Here is a 15410-nt window from a genome sequence, read left to right on the forward strand (position 1 = left end):
ACCTCCAAGCAGTCTCAAACGCGCTCGGCCCCGAGCGCGCATTCACAATTCGGTACAACGTAGAAAACGACTGCAACGACAGCGGGCTCAACGCGCCCGCCATTCCCCCAGGCGGCTGCGCAGGCGCGCGGCACACTGGCTGTGCAACTGGCTGACCCGCGACTCGCTGACCCCCAGCACCTCACCGATTTCCTTGAGGTTCAGCTCTTCGTCGTAGTACAGCGCCAGCACCAGGCGCTCACGCTCCGGCAGGTTGGCGATGGCCTCGGTCAGGGCGACCTGGAAGCGCTCGTCCTCCAGGCCACGCGCAGGTTCTACCTGGCCACTGGCACCATCCTCATGCAGCCCTTCGTGCTCGCCGTCCTGCAACAGGTCGTCGAAGCTGAACAGGCGGCTGCCCAAGGTATCGTTCAAGATCCCGTAGTAATCATCGAGACTCAATTGGAGTTCGGCAGCAACTTCATGATCTTTAGCGTCACGTCCGGTTCTGGCTTCAACCGCACGCATCGCGTCGCTGACCATGCGGGTGTTGCGGTGCACCGAACGCGGTGCCCAGTCGCCCTTGCGCACTTCATCGAGCATGGCCCCGCGAATGCGGATGCCGGCGTAGGTTTCAAAGCTGGCGCCCTTGCTGGCGTCGTATTTGTTGGCTACTTCCAGCAGGCCGATCATGCCGGCCTGGATCAGGTCCTCGACCTGCACGTTGGCCGGCAACCGCGCCAGCAGGTGGTAGGCAATGCGCTTGACCAGCGGGGCGTAGCGTTCGATCAGCTCGTACTGGGCGTCTTTCGACGCTCGGCTGTACATCTTGAAACCGCTGGCGTTCATAGCACTGGACCCGCGCTGGTGGGTTGCACCAGACGCTCGACAAAGAACTCCAGATGGCCACGCGGGTTGGCCGGCAGCGGCCAGCTGTCGACCTTCTGGGCTATCGCCTTGAAGGCCAGCGCGCACTTGGACCGTGGGAAAGCTTCGTACACGGCACGCTGCTTCTGCACCGCCTTGCGCACGCACTCGTCATACGGCACAGCACCCACATACTGCAGGGCAACGTCGAGGAAACGGTCGGTGACCTTGGTCAGCTTGGCGAACAGGTTACGGCCTTCCTGCGGGCTCTGCGCCATGTTGGCCAGCACGCGGAAACGGTTCATGCCGTAGTCGCGGTTGAGCAGCTTGATCAGGGCGTAGGCGTCGGTGATCGAGGTGGGTTCGTCGCATACCACCAGCAGCACCTCCTGTGCCGCGCGGACGAAGCTGACCACCGAATCACCGATACCCGCCGCGGTGTCGATCACCAGCACGTCGAGGTTGTCGCCAATTTCGCTGAACGCCTGGATCAGCCCGGCATGCTGGGCCGGGGCCAGGTGCACCATGCTCTGCGTGCCCGAGGCAGCCGGTACGATGCGCACACCACCGGGGCCCTGCAACATCACGTCGCGCAATTCGCAGCGCCCTTCGATGACATCGGCCAGGGTCCGCTTGGGGGTAAGGCCCAGCAGCACGTCGACATTGGCCAGGCCCAGGTCGGCGTCGAGCAGCATGACCCTGCGGCCAAGCTCGGCCAGCGCCAGGGACAGGTTCACTGAAACGTTAGTCTTGCCGACGCCACCTTTGCCACCGGTCACGGCGATCACCTGTACGGGATGCATGCTACCCATGTCTGTTCTTTACCTTGTCTCGCTGGGACTCAGGCCACACGTAGGGCAATTCTGCGTACCCTTTGGCATAGCTACCTTGCACACACTTCATCATCAACCCGCTCGCCGTGGGTTGTGATAGAGATCAGCGAACATGTCGGCCATGGCCTCTTCGCTGGGCTCGTCCTGCTGCTGCACATTGACCGCGCGGGTGACCAACTGGTGCCCCCGAGGCAGGTGCAGGTCGTCAGGAATGCGCGGCCCATCGGTCAGGTAGGCCACTGGCAGTTCATGACTGATGGCAAGGCTCAGCACATCGCCAAGGCTCGCCGTTTCATCGAGTTTGGTCAGGATGCAACCAGCCAGGCCGCAGCGCTTGTAGCTGTGGTAGGCAGCAGTCAGCACCTGCTTCTGGCTGGTGGTGGCCAGCACCAGGTAGTTCTTCGCGGCAATGCCACGCCCGGCCAGGGTTTCAAGTTGCATGCGCAGGGCCGGGTCACTGGCCTGCAGGCCAGCGGTATCGATCAGCACCACGCGCTTGCGCAGCAGCGGCTCCAGCGCCGCGGCCAGCGACTGGCCCGGGTCGACGTAGGTCACAGGCACGTTAAGGATGCGGCCCAGGGTCTTGAGCTGCTCCTGGGCGCCGATGCGGAAGCTGTCCATGCTCACCAGCGCCAGGTTCTGCGCGCCGTACTTGAGCACGTAGCGGGCGGCCAGCTTGGCCAGGGTGGTGGTCTTGCCCATGCCGGCCGGGCCGACCATGGCGATCACCCCACCCTCTTCGATCGGCTCGACCTCGGGGATTTCGATCATCCGCGCCAGATGCGCCAGCAACATGCGCCAGGCCTGACGTGGCTCGTCGATCTCGGCGGTCAGGTCCAGCAGCTCACGGGCGATCGGCCCGGACAGACCGATGCGCTGCAGCCGGCGCCAGACGGTGGCCTGCTGCGGCTTGCTGCCTTGCAGCTGGTTCCAGGCCAGCGAGCCGAGCTGCACTTCCAGCAGCTCGCGCAGGCCCGAAAGCTCGGAGCGCATGGCATCGAACAGGCGCGGATCGACCGGCGCCGACGCAGGGGCTGGCGCAGCGGCCTCGGGCGCATCGATGTGCGGTTCGACCAACGGCTCGGCGGCGGTCAGCGACTGCCCGGCGAACAATTGGCGGTTGTTGTCGCTGCTGTCCTGACGATGATCCAGTTCGGCCTGGGCAGTGGCGATGCGCGTATGGGTCTTGCGCAGCTCTTCTTCCAGTTCGGCGTTGGGCACACGCGGGGCCAGGGCAGACAGCTTGTAGTCCAGCGCGGCCGTCAGTTCGACACCGCCGGCGATGCGACGGTTGCCGATGATGGCGGCATCGGCGCCCAGCTCATCACGGACCAGCTTCATGGCCTGACGCATATCGGCGGCGAAAAATCGCTTAACTTGCATTATCCCCTACCTCAGCCGTTAGGGCCCACGGTGGCAACGATGGTGACTTGCTTGTTGTCCGGTATTTCCTGATACGCCAGAACATGCAAATTCGGTACAGCCAGACGACCGAAACGCGACAGCATGGCGCGGATCGGGCCGGCGACCAGGAGGATGGCCGGTTGGCCCTGCATTTCCTGGCGCTGGGCCGCCTCGATCAACGAACGCTGCAGCTTCTCGGCCATGCTCGGTTCCAGAAGAACACCGTCTTCCTGACCTTGCCCGGCCCTTTGCAGACTATTGAGCAAAATCTGTTCCAACCTTGGCTCCAGGGTAATCACTGGCAGCTCCGACTCAACGCCGACAATGCTTTGCACGATGGCGCGACACAATCCGACGCGCACCGCCGCCACCAGCGCGGCGGTATCTTGACTCTTGCCGGCGTTGTTAGCGATCGCCTCGGCGATACTGCGGATATCGCGTACGGGCACCTGTTCCGACAACAGCGCCTGCAGCACCTTGAGCAGGCCCGACAACGAAATGACACCCGGCACCAGCTCTTCTGCAAGTTTAGGCGATGCCTTGGCCAACACCTGCAGCAGTTGCTGGACCTCTTCATGGCCGATCAGTTCGTGGCAGTGCTTCTGCAGAATCTGGTTCAGGTGCGTAGCCACCACGGTACTGGCATCGACCACGGTGTAGCCCAGCGACTGCGCCTGGGAACGCTGGCCGACATCAATCCACACGGCCTCCAGGCCGAACGCCGGATCGCGTGCGGCAATGCCGTTGAGAGTACCGAACACCTGCCCCGGGTTGATTGCCAGTTCGCGATCCGGGTAGATCTCGGCTTCGGCCAGGATCACCCCCATCAGGGTCAGGCGATAGGCGCTGGGCTGCAGGTCAAGGTTGTCGCGGATGTGCACGGTGGGCATGAGGAAGCCCAGGTCCTGCGACAGCTTCTTGCGCACGCCCTTGATTCGCGCCAGCAATTGGCCACCCTGGTTGCGATCGACCAGCGGGATCAGCCGGTAGCCGACCTCCAGGCCAATCATGTCGATCGGCGTGACGTCATCCCAGCCCAGCTCCTTGGTTTCCAGCGCGCGTTGTGGCGATGGCAGCAGGTCCTGCTGGCGCTGCGCTTCCTGCAGCGCCTGCGCCTTGGCCTTCTGCTGCTTCTTCCACACCAGGTACGCGCCACCACCAGCCAGCAGGCCAAGGCTGAGGAAGGCCACGTGCGGCATGCCCGGCACCAGGCCCATGACGATCATCAGCGCGCCGGACACCGCCAGGGCCTTGGGCGAATCGAACATCTGCCGGTTGATCAGCTTGCCCATGTCCTCGGAGCCCGAGGCGCGGGTAACCATGATCGCGGCAGCGGTCGACAGCAGCAGTGATGGCAATTGCGCCACCAAACCGTCACCGATGGTCAGCAAGGCGTACACCTTGCCGGCATCGCCAAAGCTCATGCCGTGCTGCAGCATGCCGATCAGCATGCCGCCGATCAGGTTGATGAACAGGATCAGCAAACCGGCGATGGCGTCACCGCGAACGAACTTGCTGGCACCGTCCATCGAACCGTAGAACTCGGCCTCCTGCGCCACTTCGGCACGACGGTGCTTGGCCTGGGCCTGGTCGATCAGGCCTGCGTTGAGATCGGCGTCGATGGCCATCTGCTTGCCGGGCATGGCGTCGAGGGTGAAACGCGCGCTCACCTCCGAGATACGCCCGGCACCCTTGGTCACCACCACGAAGTTGATGATCATGAGGATGGCGAACACCACGGCACCGACCACGTAGTTACCGCCGATCACCACCTCGCCGAAGGCCTGGATCACCTTGCCGGCGGCGCCATGGCCCTCCTGGCCATGCAGCATCACCACCCGGGTGGAAGCCACGTTCAGGGCCAGGCGCAACAGCGTGGCCACCAGCAGGATGGTAGGGAACGCAGCGAAGTCGAGCGGGCGCAGGGCGTAGACGCAGACCAGCAGGACCACGATCGACAGGGCGATGTTGAAAGTGAAGAACACATCGAGCAGGAACGGCGGTATCGGCAACATCATCATTGCCAACATCACCAGCAGCAACAGCGGTACACCCAGGTTGCCCCGACCGAGCCCGGCCAGGTTGTTACGGGCGTTGCTGATTAACTGAGTGCGATCCACCGCGAGTCCTCTTGATGCAAAACTTTGACGCACAGGGGGCGCCTGGCGCTGGCTTTGCAAGAAGCTTTCCAACTTTGCTCGATGGGGGATTTATGTTGCCTGTTCCGGCCTCTTCGCGGGTGAACCCGCTCCCACAGGGACCGCAGCAGAGGACCTGTGGGAGCGGGTTCACCCGCGAAAGGGCCAGAAGCCCTGACACAAGGTCAACTGTCGCGGCGCAGGTCCGGCGGAATCGGCAGGTCGTCCTTAAGCGGCTCTGGCCGCTTGCCCTTGCCAGCCCGGTACTGGCGGATCTGGAACACGTAGGCCAGCACCTGCGCCACCGCCAGGTAAAGCCCGGCAGGGATTTCCTGTTCGAGCTCGGTGGAGTAGTAGATCGCCCGCGCCAATGCCGGTGATTCGAGGATCTGGACCTTGTGCTCCACACCGATCTCGCGAATCTTCAAGGCAATGAAATCCGTCCCCTTGGCAAGCAGCAACGGCGCTGCCCCGCCTTTCTCCGGGTCGTACTGCAAGGCCACCGCATAATGCGTCGGGTTGGTGATGATCACGTCGGCCTGCGGCACAGCCGCCATCATGCGCCGCTGCGATACCTCGCGCTGCAGCTGGCGAATACGCTGCTTGACCTCAGGCTTGCCTTCGCTGTCCTTGTACTCGTCGCGCACTTCCTGCTTGGTCATCTTCATTTTCCTGTGGGTCTGCCACAGCTGGAACGGCACGTCCGCCGCCGCGATCAGCAGCAGCCCGGCCGACATCCACAACGCACTCCAGCCCACTACCTGCAAGCTGTGGATGATTGCCTGCTCCAGCGGCTCGTTGGCGATCGACAGCAAGGCCTGGCGATCGCTGACCAGCACCACCACCGCCACCACTAGGATCACGAAGAACTTGGCCAGCGCCTTGAGCAGCTCGGTCAGGGCGTGCATCGAGAACATGCGCTTGATACCCGACAGCGGGTTCATGCGGCTGAACTTGGGCTGCAGCAGGCTGCCGGAGAACAGGAAACCGCTCAGCGCGATGGGTGCCACGAAGGAGATCACGAAGAGCAGGATCAGCACCGGCTGCGTCGCCCAAATCGCCATCTTGCCCGAGGCCAACAGGAAGGCGCTCATAGCCCGCTCGTCGACGATGATGTCGCGGGTCAGGCTGAAGTTCATGCGCATCATCTCCAGCAGCGTCTCGGCCAGGTGGCCGCCGAACGCCAGCAGACCACCGGCGCCGGCCAGGGTCACCGCCACCGTGTTCAGCTCCTTGGAGCGCGCGATCTCGCCTTTCTCGCGAGCATCGCGCTTGCGCTTTTCGGTGGGGTCTTCTGTCTTGTCCTGACCGCTCTCGCTTTCCGCCATGCTCAGCGCGCCCTCGCCAGTTCACGCAGCCAGTGCAGCGCTTCGCTGGCCAATGCCTGGTAGTGGGACAGCACATCGGCCAGGCCGACCCAGAAAATGAACATGCCCATGACCAGGGTCAGCGGGAAACCGATGGAGAAAATGTTCAGTTGCGGCGCGGCGCGGGTCATCACACCAAAGGCAATGTTCACGACCAACAGCGCGGCGATCACCGGCAGAATCAGCAGCAGGCCTGCGGCAAATACCCAGCCCAGGCGCCCGGCCAGCTCCCAGAAATGGTTGACTACCAGTGCGTTGCCCACCGGCAAGGTGGTGAAGCTTTCGGTCAGCACCTCGAACACCACCAGGTGGCCATTCATCAGCAGGAACAACACACTTACCAGCATGGTCATGAACTGGCTGATCACCGTGACGTTGACCCCGTTGGCTGGGTCGACCATCGAAGCGAAGGCCATACCCATCTGCACCGCGACGATCTGCCCGGCAATCACGAACACCTGGAACAGCAACTGCAACGCCAGGCCGAACAGCGCGCCGACAATGATCTGCTCGGCACACAGCAGCAAACCGCGCAGGCTCAGCGGGTCGAACTCAGGCAGGGGGGCAGTGCCGGGACGATTACCACGGTAATAGCCACCGCCACGTACAGGCGCACCCGCGCCGGCAGCATGCGAGTGCCGAGGATGGGCATGGTCATCAGCACCGCCGTCACCCGGAACAACGGCAGGATGAAGGTCGCGACCCAGGTGCCGATCTGCGTGTCGGTCAGCTCCAGCATCGGCGCGTCAACCGATCAGCTGCGGGATGTTGGTGTAGAGACTGGTGATGTACTCCATGAACTTCTGCACCAGCCACGGCCCGGCGATGATCAACGTCACCAGCATCACCAACAGGCGCGGCAGGAAACTCAGGGTCTGTTCGTTGATCTGCGTGGCGGCCTGGAACATCGCCACCACCAGGCCCACCAGCAGGCTCGGCACCACCAGCACGGCAACCATCAGCGTGGTAAGCCATAACGCATCACGGAACAGGTCGACAGCGACTTCAGGTGTCATCGGCGGCTCTCCTTGACGGCGTCAGACGCCGCCGAAACTACTGGCCAGGGTACCCATGATCAGCGCCCAGCCATCGACCAGCACGAACAGCATGATCTTGAACGGCAGCGAGATGATCAGTGGCGACAGCATCATCATGCCCATGGCCATCAGCACGCTGGCCACCACCATGTCGATGATCAGGAACGGGATGAAAATCATGAAACCGATCTGGAACGCGGTCTTCAGCTCGGAGGTGACGAACGCCGGCACCAGGATCGTCAGCGGCACCTGGTCCGGGCCGGCGATGTCTGTACGCTTGGACAGGCGCATGAACAGGTCGAGGTCGCTTTGCCGGGTTTGTGCCAGCATGAAGTCCTTGAGCGGCCCCTGGGCCTTGTCGATGGCCTGCTGGGCGGTCATCTGCTCCTTCAGGTACGGCTGCAGGGCGTCCTGGTTCACCCGGTCGAACACCGGCGCCATGATGAACATGGTCAGGAACAGCGCCATGCCGGTCAGCAACTGGTTCGACGGCGTCTGCTGCAGGCCCAAGGCCTGACGCAGGATCGAGAACACGATGATGATGCGGGTGAAGCTGGTCATCAGGATGACGAACGCAGGGATGAAGCTGAGCGCAGTCATGATCAGCAGGATCTGCAGGCTGACCGAATATTCCTGCTGCCCGTCCGGGGTATTGGACAGGGTAATGGCCGGGATCGACAGCGGGTCGGCACCCAGGGCCAGCGGCGCAGCCAGCAGCAGCGCCAGAGTCAACAACACACGCAGCGCGCCACTCATCACTTCTTGTCCTTAGGGTCCTTGCCCATCAGCTCCATCAGCCGCTGGGCAAACTCCGGCGTCGCCTGGCGGGCGTTTTCCGGCACTTCCACGGGCTCGGCCAGCACATGCAGGGCCTCGATGCTGCCAGGGGTATGGCCGATCAGGATCTGCTCCTTGCCCACTTGCACCAGCAGCAGGCGGTCACGCGGGCCGATGGCCCGGCTGCCGACGATCTCGATCACCTGCCCGCCCTTCACCGCCGTGCTTTGCAGACGCCGCAGCAACCAGGCCAGGAAGAAGATCAGGCCGACCACCAGCAGCAGGCCGAAAACCATCTGCGCCAGCTGCCCACCGAGGCTGCCAGGTGCGGTTGCCGGTGTGGCCGCCGGTGTGGCAGCGGCCAGGCAAGCCTGGCTGGCGAGCAGCGCGGCAGCCGCCGCGATGGCGCGCATCGTGCCCTTCACTCAGCGCAGCTTCTTGATACGTTCGCTGGGGCTGATCACGTCGGTCAGGCGGATGCCGAACTTCTCGTTGACCACCACTACCTCGCCATGGGCGATCAGCGTGCCGTTGACCAGCACGTCGAGCGGTTCGCCGGCCAGGCGGTCGAGCTCGATCACCGAGCCCTGGTTGAGCTGCAGCAGGTTGCGGATGTTGATCTCGGTGCTGCCCACTTCCATGGAAATGTTCACCGGGATATCCAGGATCACGTCCAGGTTCGGGCCTTCGAGGCTGACGTTTTCGTTCGGCTTCGGCGAGCTGGCGAACTCCTCCATCGGCAGGCGTCCCGGCCCGCTGGTGCTGCTGCCGGTGTCACCACCCAGCAGTGCATCAATGTCGGCCTGGCCGGCTGCACCGGTTTCTTCCAGTGCCGCAGCCCACTCATCGGCCAGCGCCTGGTCCTCTGCGGAGGTAATCTCGTTTTCGTTAGCCATGGTTTCCTCGACAGGCATTCAATTCGTTATGTGCGATCGGCACGCCGTCAGCGGCGTTCGATCGGGTCGATGATCTGCAGCGCCAGGTTGCCCTTGTGCGAACCCAGGCGCGCCTTGAACGACGGCACGCCGTTGGCACGCAGCACCAGGTGCTCGGGCAGCTCCACCGGGATCACGTCGCCAGGCTGCATGTGCAGGATGTCGCGCAGCTTCAACTGGCGACGGGCTACGGTGGCGGTCAGCGGCACGGCAACATCCAGCACGTCTTCGCGCAGGGCCTTGACCCAGCGCTCGTCCTGGTCGTCCAGGTCGGACTGGAAACCGGCGTCGAGCATTTCCCGCACCGGCTCGATCATCGAGTACGGCATGGTCACATGCAGGTCGCCGCCACCGCCGTCCAGTTCGATGTGGAAAGTGGACACCACCACCGCCTCGCTGGGGCCGACAATGTTGGCCATGGCCGGGTTGACCTCGGAGTTCATGTACTCGAAGGTGACCGGCATGATTGCCTGCCAGGCTTCCTTGAGGTCGACGAAGCACTGGTCCAGCACCATGCGCACCACGCGCAACTCGGTGGGGGTGAACTCGCGGCCTTCGATCTTGGCATGGCGGCCATCGCCGCCGAAGAAGTTGTCCACCAGCTTGAACACCAGCTTGGCATCGAGGATGAACAGCGAAGTGCCGCGCAGCGGCTTGATCTTGACCAGGTTGAGGCTGGTCGGCACGTACAGCGAGTGCACGTATTCGCCAAACTTCATCACCTGCACGCCACCCACCGCCACGTCGGCGGAGCGGCGCAGCAGGTTGAACATGCTGATACGGGTGTAGCGGGCGAAGCGCTCGTTGATCATTTCCAGGGTCGGCATGCGACCCCGCACGATACGGTCCTGACTGGTCAGGTCGTAGCTTTTGATGCTGCCAGGCTCGGATGCACTCTCGGTCTGCACCAGCCCGTCGTCGACGCCATGCAACAGGGCATCGATTTCATCCTGGGACAGCAGGTCCTGTACGGCCATTGCGGACTCCTACTGCAATACGAAATTGGTGAACAGCAACTGGTCGACGACCGGCTTGCCGACTTCCTTCTGCGCCACTTCCTGGACCACTGCAGTGGCCTTCTGACGCAGCATTTCCTGCCCCACCGGGCTGCCGGCCAGGGTGTCGAAGCCTTGCCCGGAGAACATCATCACCAGGTTGTTGCGGATCACCGGCATGTGCACCTTGAGCGCATCCAGGTCGGCCTGGTTGCGCGCTTGCAGGGTGATGCTCACCTGCATGTAGCGCTGGCGACCGTTCTGGTTGAAGTTGACCACGAAGGCCGGGGTCAGTGCTTCGTAGATAGCCGCTGGCTTGACGTTGCTGGCTGCAGGATCGGCGGCCGGGGCCGGCTCGCTCTTGTGCATGATGAACCAGGTAGCGCCCACCGACAGGCCGATCGCCAGCAACAGGCCCACTACTGCCAGCAGGATCAGCTTGAGTTTGCCTTTAGTGGCGGGGTCTTTGACTGCTTCGCTCTTCGCCATGCCAATAATCCGTCGTCCATCGGGGGTTCAAGGGAGAATGGCTTGGCTTGAGCAAGTGTTATGCCAGATTTTGCAGAAGGGAGTTTTCAGCAGGGACAACCGGGCTGGCTTCTTCGCGGGTGAACCCGCTCCCACAGGACCTCCACAGGCTTCGAACCCTGCGCTGTACTTGTGGGAGCGGGTTTACCCGCGAAGAGGCCAGTACAGGCAATCGGGATCTACGCGTAATAATCGACCGCACTGTCGCCAACAACCATCTGCTGCTCCACAGGCCGGGCGCTATCGACTGCCTCGGCCCCGCCCTGCTCGGCCCGGCGCGCCGCCACCCCGGACAGGTTGCTGCCCTGCGCCTGACCCTGCTGCTGTTGCTGCTGCCCGCGCGACTGGTCGGCCACGTTGACATCCGGCTGTGCCAGCCCCTGCTGGGCGAACAGCTCGCGCAGGCGGTGCACCTGGCTGTCGAGGGCGTCACGCACGCCGGCGTGGCCGCTGATGAAGGTGACCTGGGTCGACTGGTCCGTCGCAACATTGACGCGAATGTCCAGGCGGCCCAGTTCAGCCGGCTCCAGCTGGATATCCGCCGACTTCAGGTTCTGGCTGGACAGGTACATGACCCGGTTGACCAGGCCCTCGGCCCAGGCGTTCTGGCTCATCGGCAGCGGTTGGTGCAATGGGCTGGCGTTGGCCGGCACGGCATTGGCGGTCTTGGCCGTGGCGGCCTGGGTCAGGTTGGCCAGGCGGTTGGCGAAATCGTCGATGCGCGTATCGCTGCCAGCGCCCTTGGTGTCCTTCAGGCCATCTTCGAGCAAGGCAGCAAAGGCCTTGTCGCCGGGCTCGCCCGCTTCACCCCCGGCATTCTCGACCAGATTCGCCAAGGTATTGACGGCCATCGGCCCCTCCTCGCCCTGAGCCTGCGAAGCGTCCAGGGCATGCGCCGAAGTCCCCCCTTTGGCCTGGGCGCTTTGCTCCAGCGCCAGACGCAAGGTCGGCAAGTTGGCCAGAGGATCGGCGTCGGGATCGAAGGCTTCCTCGGCGGCCGGCTCCTCGGGCAGCTCGGCGGTGACCTGCGCCGCGGCGGCCTGCAACACCGGCGCCACCGCCTCGGCCTGCGCCTGGATCAGTTGAGCGCCAGGCTGGGCGTCGGTTACCTGGCCGGCCACCAGGCTGGCATCGCGCAAGCCGGTGTCAGCCTTGGCCTGGTCGTCGGCTGGCAATTGTTTGCCGTCATCGGCAACTGCGAGTTTGTCGGCAGCGGCTTTCTTGCCGCCCTGCGCCGCCTCTGGCTTGGCCTGGGCGACCTTGTCGTCCTGCCCTGCGGCCTTGTCGCGGCCCTGCCTGGCCATCACCTGGCCGAAGCCGTCACCCTTGTCGCCCGGCGCCTGCAGCGGCTTGTCGGCCTGTGCGGAGGCCGAACGCGAGGTATTGGCAACGGCGTTACCTTGCAGCAATGGGTTGGGTGCGACAGGCATCGAGCGGTCTCCGCGCCAGAAACAAAAAAATCATCCAGCCAGAGACAGGCAAGACTCGCGCCAAGTCGTGTATCAACCCGCCGAAATGCGTTGTTGCTCACCTCGGTAGAAGCGCTGCACCTCGACGAACTCTTGGTCGATGCGGGTGATCAGGTCTTCGATGCCATACAGCGGGGGCCGCCGTGCGCGCTCCTCCAGTTGGTGGCACAGGCTGGCCAGTGCAACCGCGCCCATATTGCTGCTACTACCCTTGAAACTGTGGGCCGCAGAACCGAGCTCTTCGGCATTTTTGGCCGCATGCAACTGGCCCAGGCGCCGCTCGGAGTCGTCAAGAAAGGTTTGCACCAACTGCAGGTAGCCATCTTCCATGACCTCACGCAGGTCGCTGAGTACCTTGTGGTCAATATGCATGTCAGTCACTTGTTCACTCCTTGATCAAGCCAGATTATGCCCGAGCCAACCCGTGGCTCACCAGACGAACTCCACATGCGCGCAACGCCCGCCTTCACTCCAGCACGCGCTGCTGGCCAGCCGCCGAACCAGATTCAGGCCACGCCCGCTCAGCCCCTGCTCCAGCGTGGGCCGCGACAGCACGCCCTGCACATCGAACCCGGCACCACTGTCACGGACCTCGATCATCAGACGCCCGCCGTCGGCATGCGGTTCAACCTTGAAATCGATGCGCACATAACCGTCGGTCAACACCCCGAGGCGCCGGGCTCGCTCTTGATAATAGTCTGCAAAGCCTTGGCCATCGCGCTTGAGCTGCGAATCCAGGCCCAGCACGCCATGCTCCAGCGCGTTTGAATAAAGCTCGCTGAGCACACTGTGCAGGTTGCCGGTGCGCGCACGCAGGCCGTGAATCTCCTGCAACAACTGCACCAGGTACGGCACCGGGTTGAAGCGTTTGAGGATCTCGCCACGCACCTCGAACCCCAGCGACCAGTCCAGCGGGCTGGAGCGGCCGCTATCAGAGTAGATCATCGGCGCCGGCACCCGCTCCTCGGCACAGAACATACGAATGTCGCACAGGCTGATGTCATCGCGCAGGCGCCCGCCAAAGCGCTCCAGGGCCTGCATCACTTCGTCGAACAGCCGCGCCGGGTCACGGTTGTCGGCCAGCACCCTGCGCAGGCGCTGCACGCCGAACAGGCGCTCCTGGTCGTCGGCCGTGTCGAGCACGCCGTCCGAAAGCAGCAGCAGGCGCTCACCCGGCGCCAGCGGCAGCACTTCGGTACTGTCATCGAAACGCTCGGCGTCCAGGATGCCCAGCGGCAGGTGTCGCGAACCCAGCGCCGACAGCACCTGGCCATCCACTGCCAGGCGATAGCCATCAGGCATACCGCCGTTCCACACCTCCACCGAACCGCGCTGCATGCTGAGGTTGAGCAGCAGCGCACAACAGAACATGTCCACCGGCAAGATGCGCTTGAGCTTGGCGTTCATCTCGCGCAGGACCTGCGCCATGCCGTAGCCCTTGGCAGTCATGCCGTAGAACACTTCGGCCAGCGGCATCGCCCCTACCGCCGCCGGCAGGCCGTGACCGGTAAAGTCGCCGAGCAGCACACGCATGTCGCCGGACGGGGTGAACGCGGCCAGCATCAGGTCGCCATTGAACAGCGCATAGGGCGATTGCAGGTAGCGGATGTTAGGCGCGGCAAGGCAGCCGGAGTGGGCCACCTTGTCGAACACCGCCTTGGCCACCCGCTGCTCGTTGAGCAGGTGGTGGTGGTGCCGGGCAATCTGGTCACGCTGCTCCAGCACGGTGGCCTGCAGCCGGCGCAGTCGGTCCATGGCGCGGATCTTGGCACCAAGGATCACCGCACTGTAGGGCTTGGCCATGAAGTCGTCGCCCCCTGCCTCCAGGCAGCGCACCAGGCCTTCCTCCTCGTTCAATGAAGTCAGGGAAATGATCGGCACCAGCGCTTCGCCGGCCAGGGCCTTGATCTGTCGCGCCGCCTCGAAGCCATCCATCACCGGCATCAGCGCATCCAGCAGCACCAGTTGCGGGCGCCGCTCGACGAACAACGCCACCGCCTGCTCGCCGTTTTCCGCGGTAAATACCTGATGACCCTGACGGCGCACGATCTGCGCCAGCAGCAGGCGGTCGGCGGCACCGTCTTCGGCCACCAGCACGGTCAACGCCTGTTCGGCCGGCATGTCGGCGCTCAACTGATATCGAAGAGTTTTTCGAAATTGGAGATGGCGAGTATCTTGCGCACGTCGGAGCTGGCATGCACCACACGCACATCCGAATCATCGCCGCCCGCATGGTCACGTAGCAACAGCAGCATGCCGAGCGCGGAACTGTCGAGGTAGGTAGTGTCCTTCAGGTCGACGACCACCGAATCTGGCCGGCTGGACTGGCGTTCGTAGGCGTCGCGAAATTCCTGGTGCTTGCCGAAATCGAAGCGCCCCTTGATCTTTATCGTCAGCTTTTTCCCGTCCTGCGAAAAATCAGTCTCGACTGCCATGCTAGCGATTCCTTCGATGATGGCGGATGCAACTCCATAAAGGTTTAGCAGGCGATGGCGGGGGTGGCAAGCATGTGGGCTGCCTGTCCCGGCCTCTTCGCGGGTTAACCCGCTCCCACAGGACCTTCACAAATTCGAATCCTGCGCCGTGCCTGTAGGAGCGGGTTTACCCGCGAAGAGGCTAGTACAGGCTATAGGTGATTCTGCCGCGGCAGGCGTTGTGACAGCTCGTCGAGCAGGCGCTGCTCGCGCTTGTCTTCGGCCCGCCGGGCTTCCTCCAGATAGCGCTGTACCAGCTTGCGCAGGCCTTCCACCCGGGCATAGGCCTGCTGCCAGGTGCCGCGGGCGTTGTTGAGGTTGTTCTGGTGCCAGACCAGGCTCTGGCGCTGCTGAGTCATGGCCGTTTCCAGCTGCCCGAGGAAGCGCTGGTAATTGACCAGCCAGCTACCGTTTACCCCCTGCCCGCCGCGGTTGATCCACTGCAGCTGGTAATCCTCGCGAAACCGCTCGAGCTCGGCCAGCTTGGCCTGGGCAGTGGCCACCTGCTGCTGGAACTGCCCAAGGCGCTGCGCCGCCTTGCGCTCGGCCTCTTCGGCCATGTCCACCACCGGCGCCAGGCGCGCGGCACGTCCAGGCAGCGCCATGG

General features: G+C 63.7%; 16 protein-coding genes and 1 pseudogene. All 17 read right to left on the minus strand.

What is annotated here, in order from left to right; genetic code table 11:
• Window positions 1–87 precede the first annotated feature (87 nt).
• Window positions 88–828, minus strand: a complete 741-nt coding sequence (fliA, locus tag AB5975_01455) for an RNA polymerase sigma factor FliA (GenBank protein ID XDR20657.1) — start codon at window positions 826–828, stop codon at window positions 88–90.
• Window positions 825–1658, minus strand: coding sequence for a flagellar synthesis regulator FleN (gene fleN, locus AB5975_01460; protein XDR20658.1), 834 nt, complete (start codon window positions 1656–1658; stop codon window positions 825–827). Before fleN ends, fliA begins: the two co-directional genes overlap by 4 nt.
• A gap of 93 nt (window positions 1659–1751) precedes the next feature.
• Window positions 1752–3062: a flagellar biosynthesis protein FlhF gene (gene flhF, locus AB5975_01465; GenBank protein ID XDR20659.1), complete on the minus strand. Its 1311-nt coding sequence runs from the start codon at window positions 3060–3062 to the stop codon at window positions 1752–1754.
• Window positions 3063–3073: 11 nt separating this feature from the next.
• On the minus strand, window positions 3074–5203 hold the full coding sequence (gene flhA / locus AB5975_01470; protein XDR20660.1) for a flagellar biosynthesis protein FlhA: 2130 nt from the start codon (window positions 5201–5203) through the stop codon (window positions 3074–3076).
• Between the two features lie 203 nt (window positions 5204–5406).
• Window positions 5407–6549: a flagellar biosynthesis protein FlhB gene (flhB, locus tag AB5975_01475; GenBank protein XDR20661.1), complete on the minus strand. Its 1143-nt coding sequence runs from the start codon at window positions 6547–6549 to the stop codon at window positions 5407–5409.
• Window positions 6550–6551: 2 nt separating this feature from the next.
• A pseudogene (gene fliR / locus AB5975_01480) lies at window positions 6552–7327 on the minus strand (flagellar biosynthetic protein FliR).
• A gap of 7 nt (window positions 7328–7334) precedes the next feature.
• On the minus strand, window positions 7335–7604 hold the full coding sequence (gene fliQ / locus AB5975_01485; GenBank protein ID XDR20662.1) for a flagellar biosynthesis protein FliQ: 270 nt from the start codon (window positions 7602–7604) through the stop codon (window positions 7335–7337).
• 21 nt (window positions 7605–7625) lie between these two features.
• Window positions 7626–8381 (minus strand): flagellar type III secretion system pore protein FliP, encoded by a 756-nt coding sequence (gene fliP, locus AB5975_01490; protein ID XDR20663.1) that lies wholly within the window; start codon window positions 8379–8381, stop codon window positions 7626–7628.
• Complete coding sequence (fliO, locus tag AB5975_01495) at window positions 8381–8827, minus strand: flagellar biosynthetic protein FliO (protein XDR20664.1); 447 nt, start codon at window positions 8825–8827, stop codon at window positions 8381–8383. Before fliO ends, fliP begins: the two co-directional genes overlap by 1 nt.
• Window positions 8828–9298 (minus strand): flagellar motor switch protein FliN, encoded by a 471-nt coding sequence (fliN, locus tag AB5975_01500; GenBank protein XDR20665.1) that lies wholly within the window; start codon window positions 9296–9298, stop codon window positions 8828–8830. It lies immediately after the preceding gene.
• A 47-nt stretch (window positions 9299–9345) separates the two neighbouring features.
• Window positions 9346–10314 (minus strand): flagellar motor switch protein FliM, encoded by a 969-nt coding sequence (fliM, locus tag AB5975_01505; GenBank protein ID XDR20666.1) that lies wholly within the window; start codon window positions 10312–10314, stop codon window positions 9346–9348.
• Between the two features lie 9 nt (window positions 10315–10323).
• Window positions 10324–10821 (minus strand): flagellar basal body-associated protein FliL, encoded by a 498-nt coding sequence (gene fliL, locus AB5975_01510; protein XDR20667.1) that lies wholly within the window; start codon window positions 10819–10821, stop codon window positions 10324–10326.
• Window positions 10822–11039: 218 nt separating this feature from the next.
• The gene (locus AB5975_01515; protein XDR20668.1) at window positions 11040–12290 is read right to left on the minus strand and encodes a flagellar hook-length control protein FliK; all 1251 of its coding nucleotides are present in this window, start codon (window positions 12288–12290) and stop codon (window positions 11040–11042) included.
• A gap of 72 nt (window positions 12291–12362) precedes the next feature.
• Window positions 12363–12710 (minus strand): Hpt domain-containing protein, encoded by a 348-nt coding sequence (locus tag AB5975_01520; protein ID XDR20669.1) that lies wholly within the window; start codon window positions 12708–12710, stop codon window positions 12363–12365.
• Between the two features lie 48 nt (window positions 12711–12758).
• Window positions 12759–14450: a SpoIIE family protein phosphatase gene (locus AB5975_01525; protein XDR20670.1), complete on the minus strand. Its 1692-nt coding sequence runs from the start codon at window positions 14448–14450 to the stop codon at window positions 12759–12761.
• A gap of 8 nt (window positions 14451–14458) precedes the next feature.
• Window positions 14459–14764 carry an STAS domain-containing protein gene (locus AB5975_01530; protein XDR20671.1) on the minus strand — a complete coding sequence of 102 codons (306 nt, stop codon included), beginning with the start codon at window positions 14762–14764 and terminating at the stop codon, window positions 14459–14461.
• A 191-nt stretch (window positions 14765–14955) separates the two neighbouring features.
• The gene (fliJ, locus tag AB5975_01535) at window positions 14956–15408 is read right to left on the minus strand and encodes a flagellar export protein FliJ (protein XDR20672.1); all 453 of its coding nucleotides are present in this window, start codon (window positions 15406–15408) and stop codon (window positions 14956–14958) included.
• Window positions 15409–15410 lie beyond the last annotated feature (2 nt).

This window comes from Pseudomonas putida (assembly GCA_041071465.1).
In the GTDB taxonomy this organism is placed as follows: Bacteria; Pseudomonadota; Gammaproteobacteria; order Pseudomonadales; family Pseudomonadaceae; genus Aquipseudomonas; species Aquipseudomonas putida_P.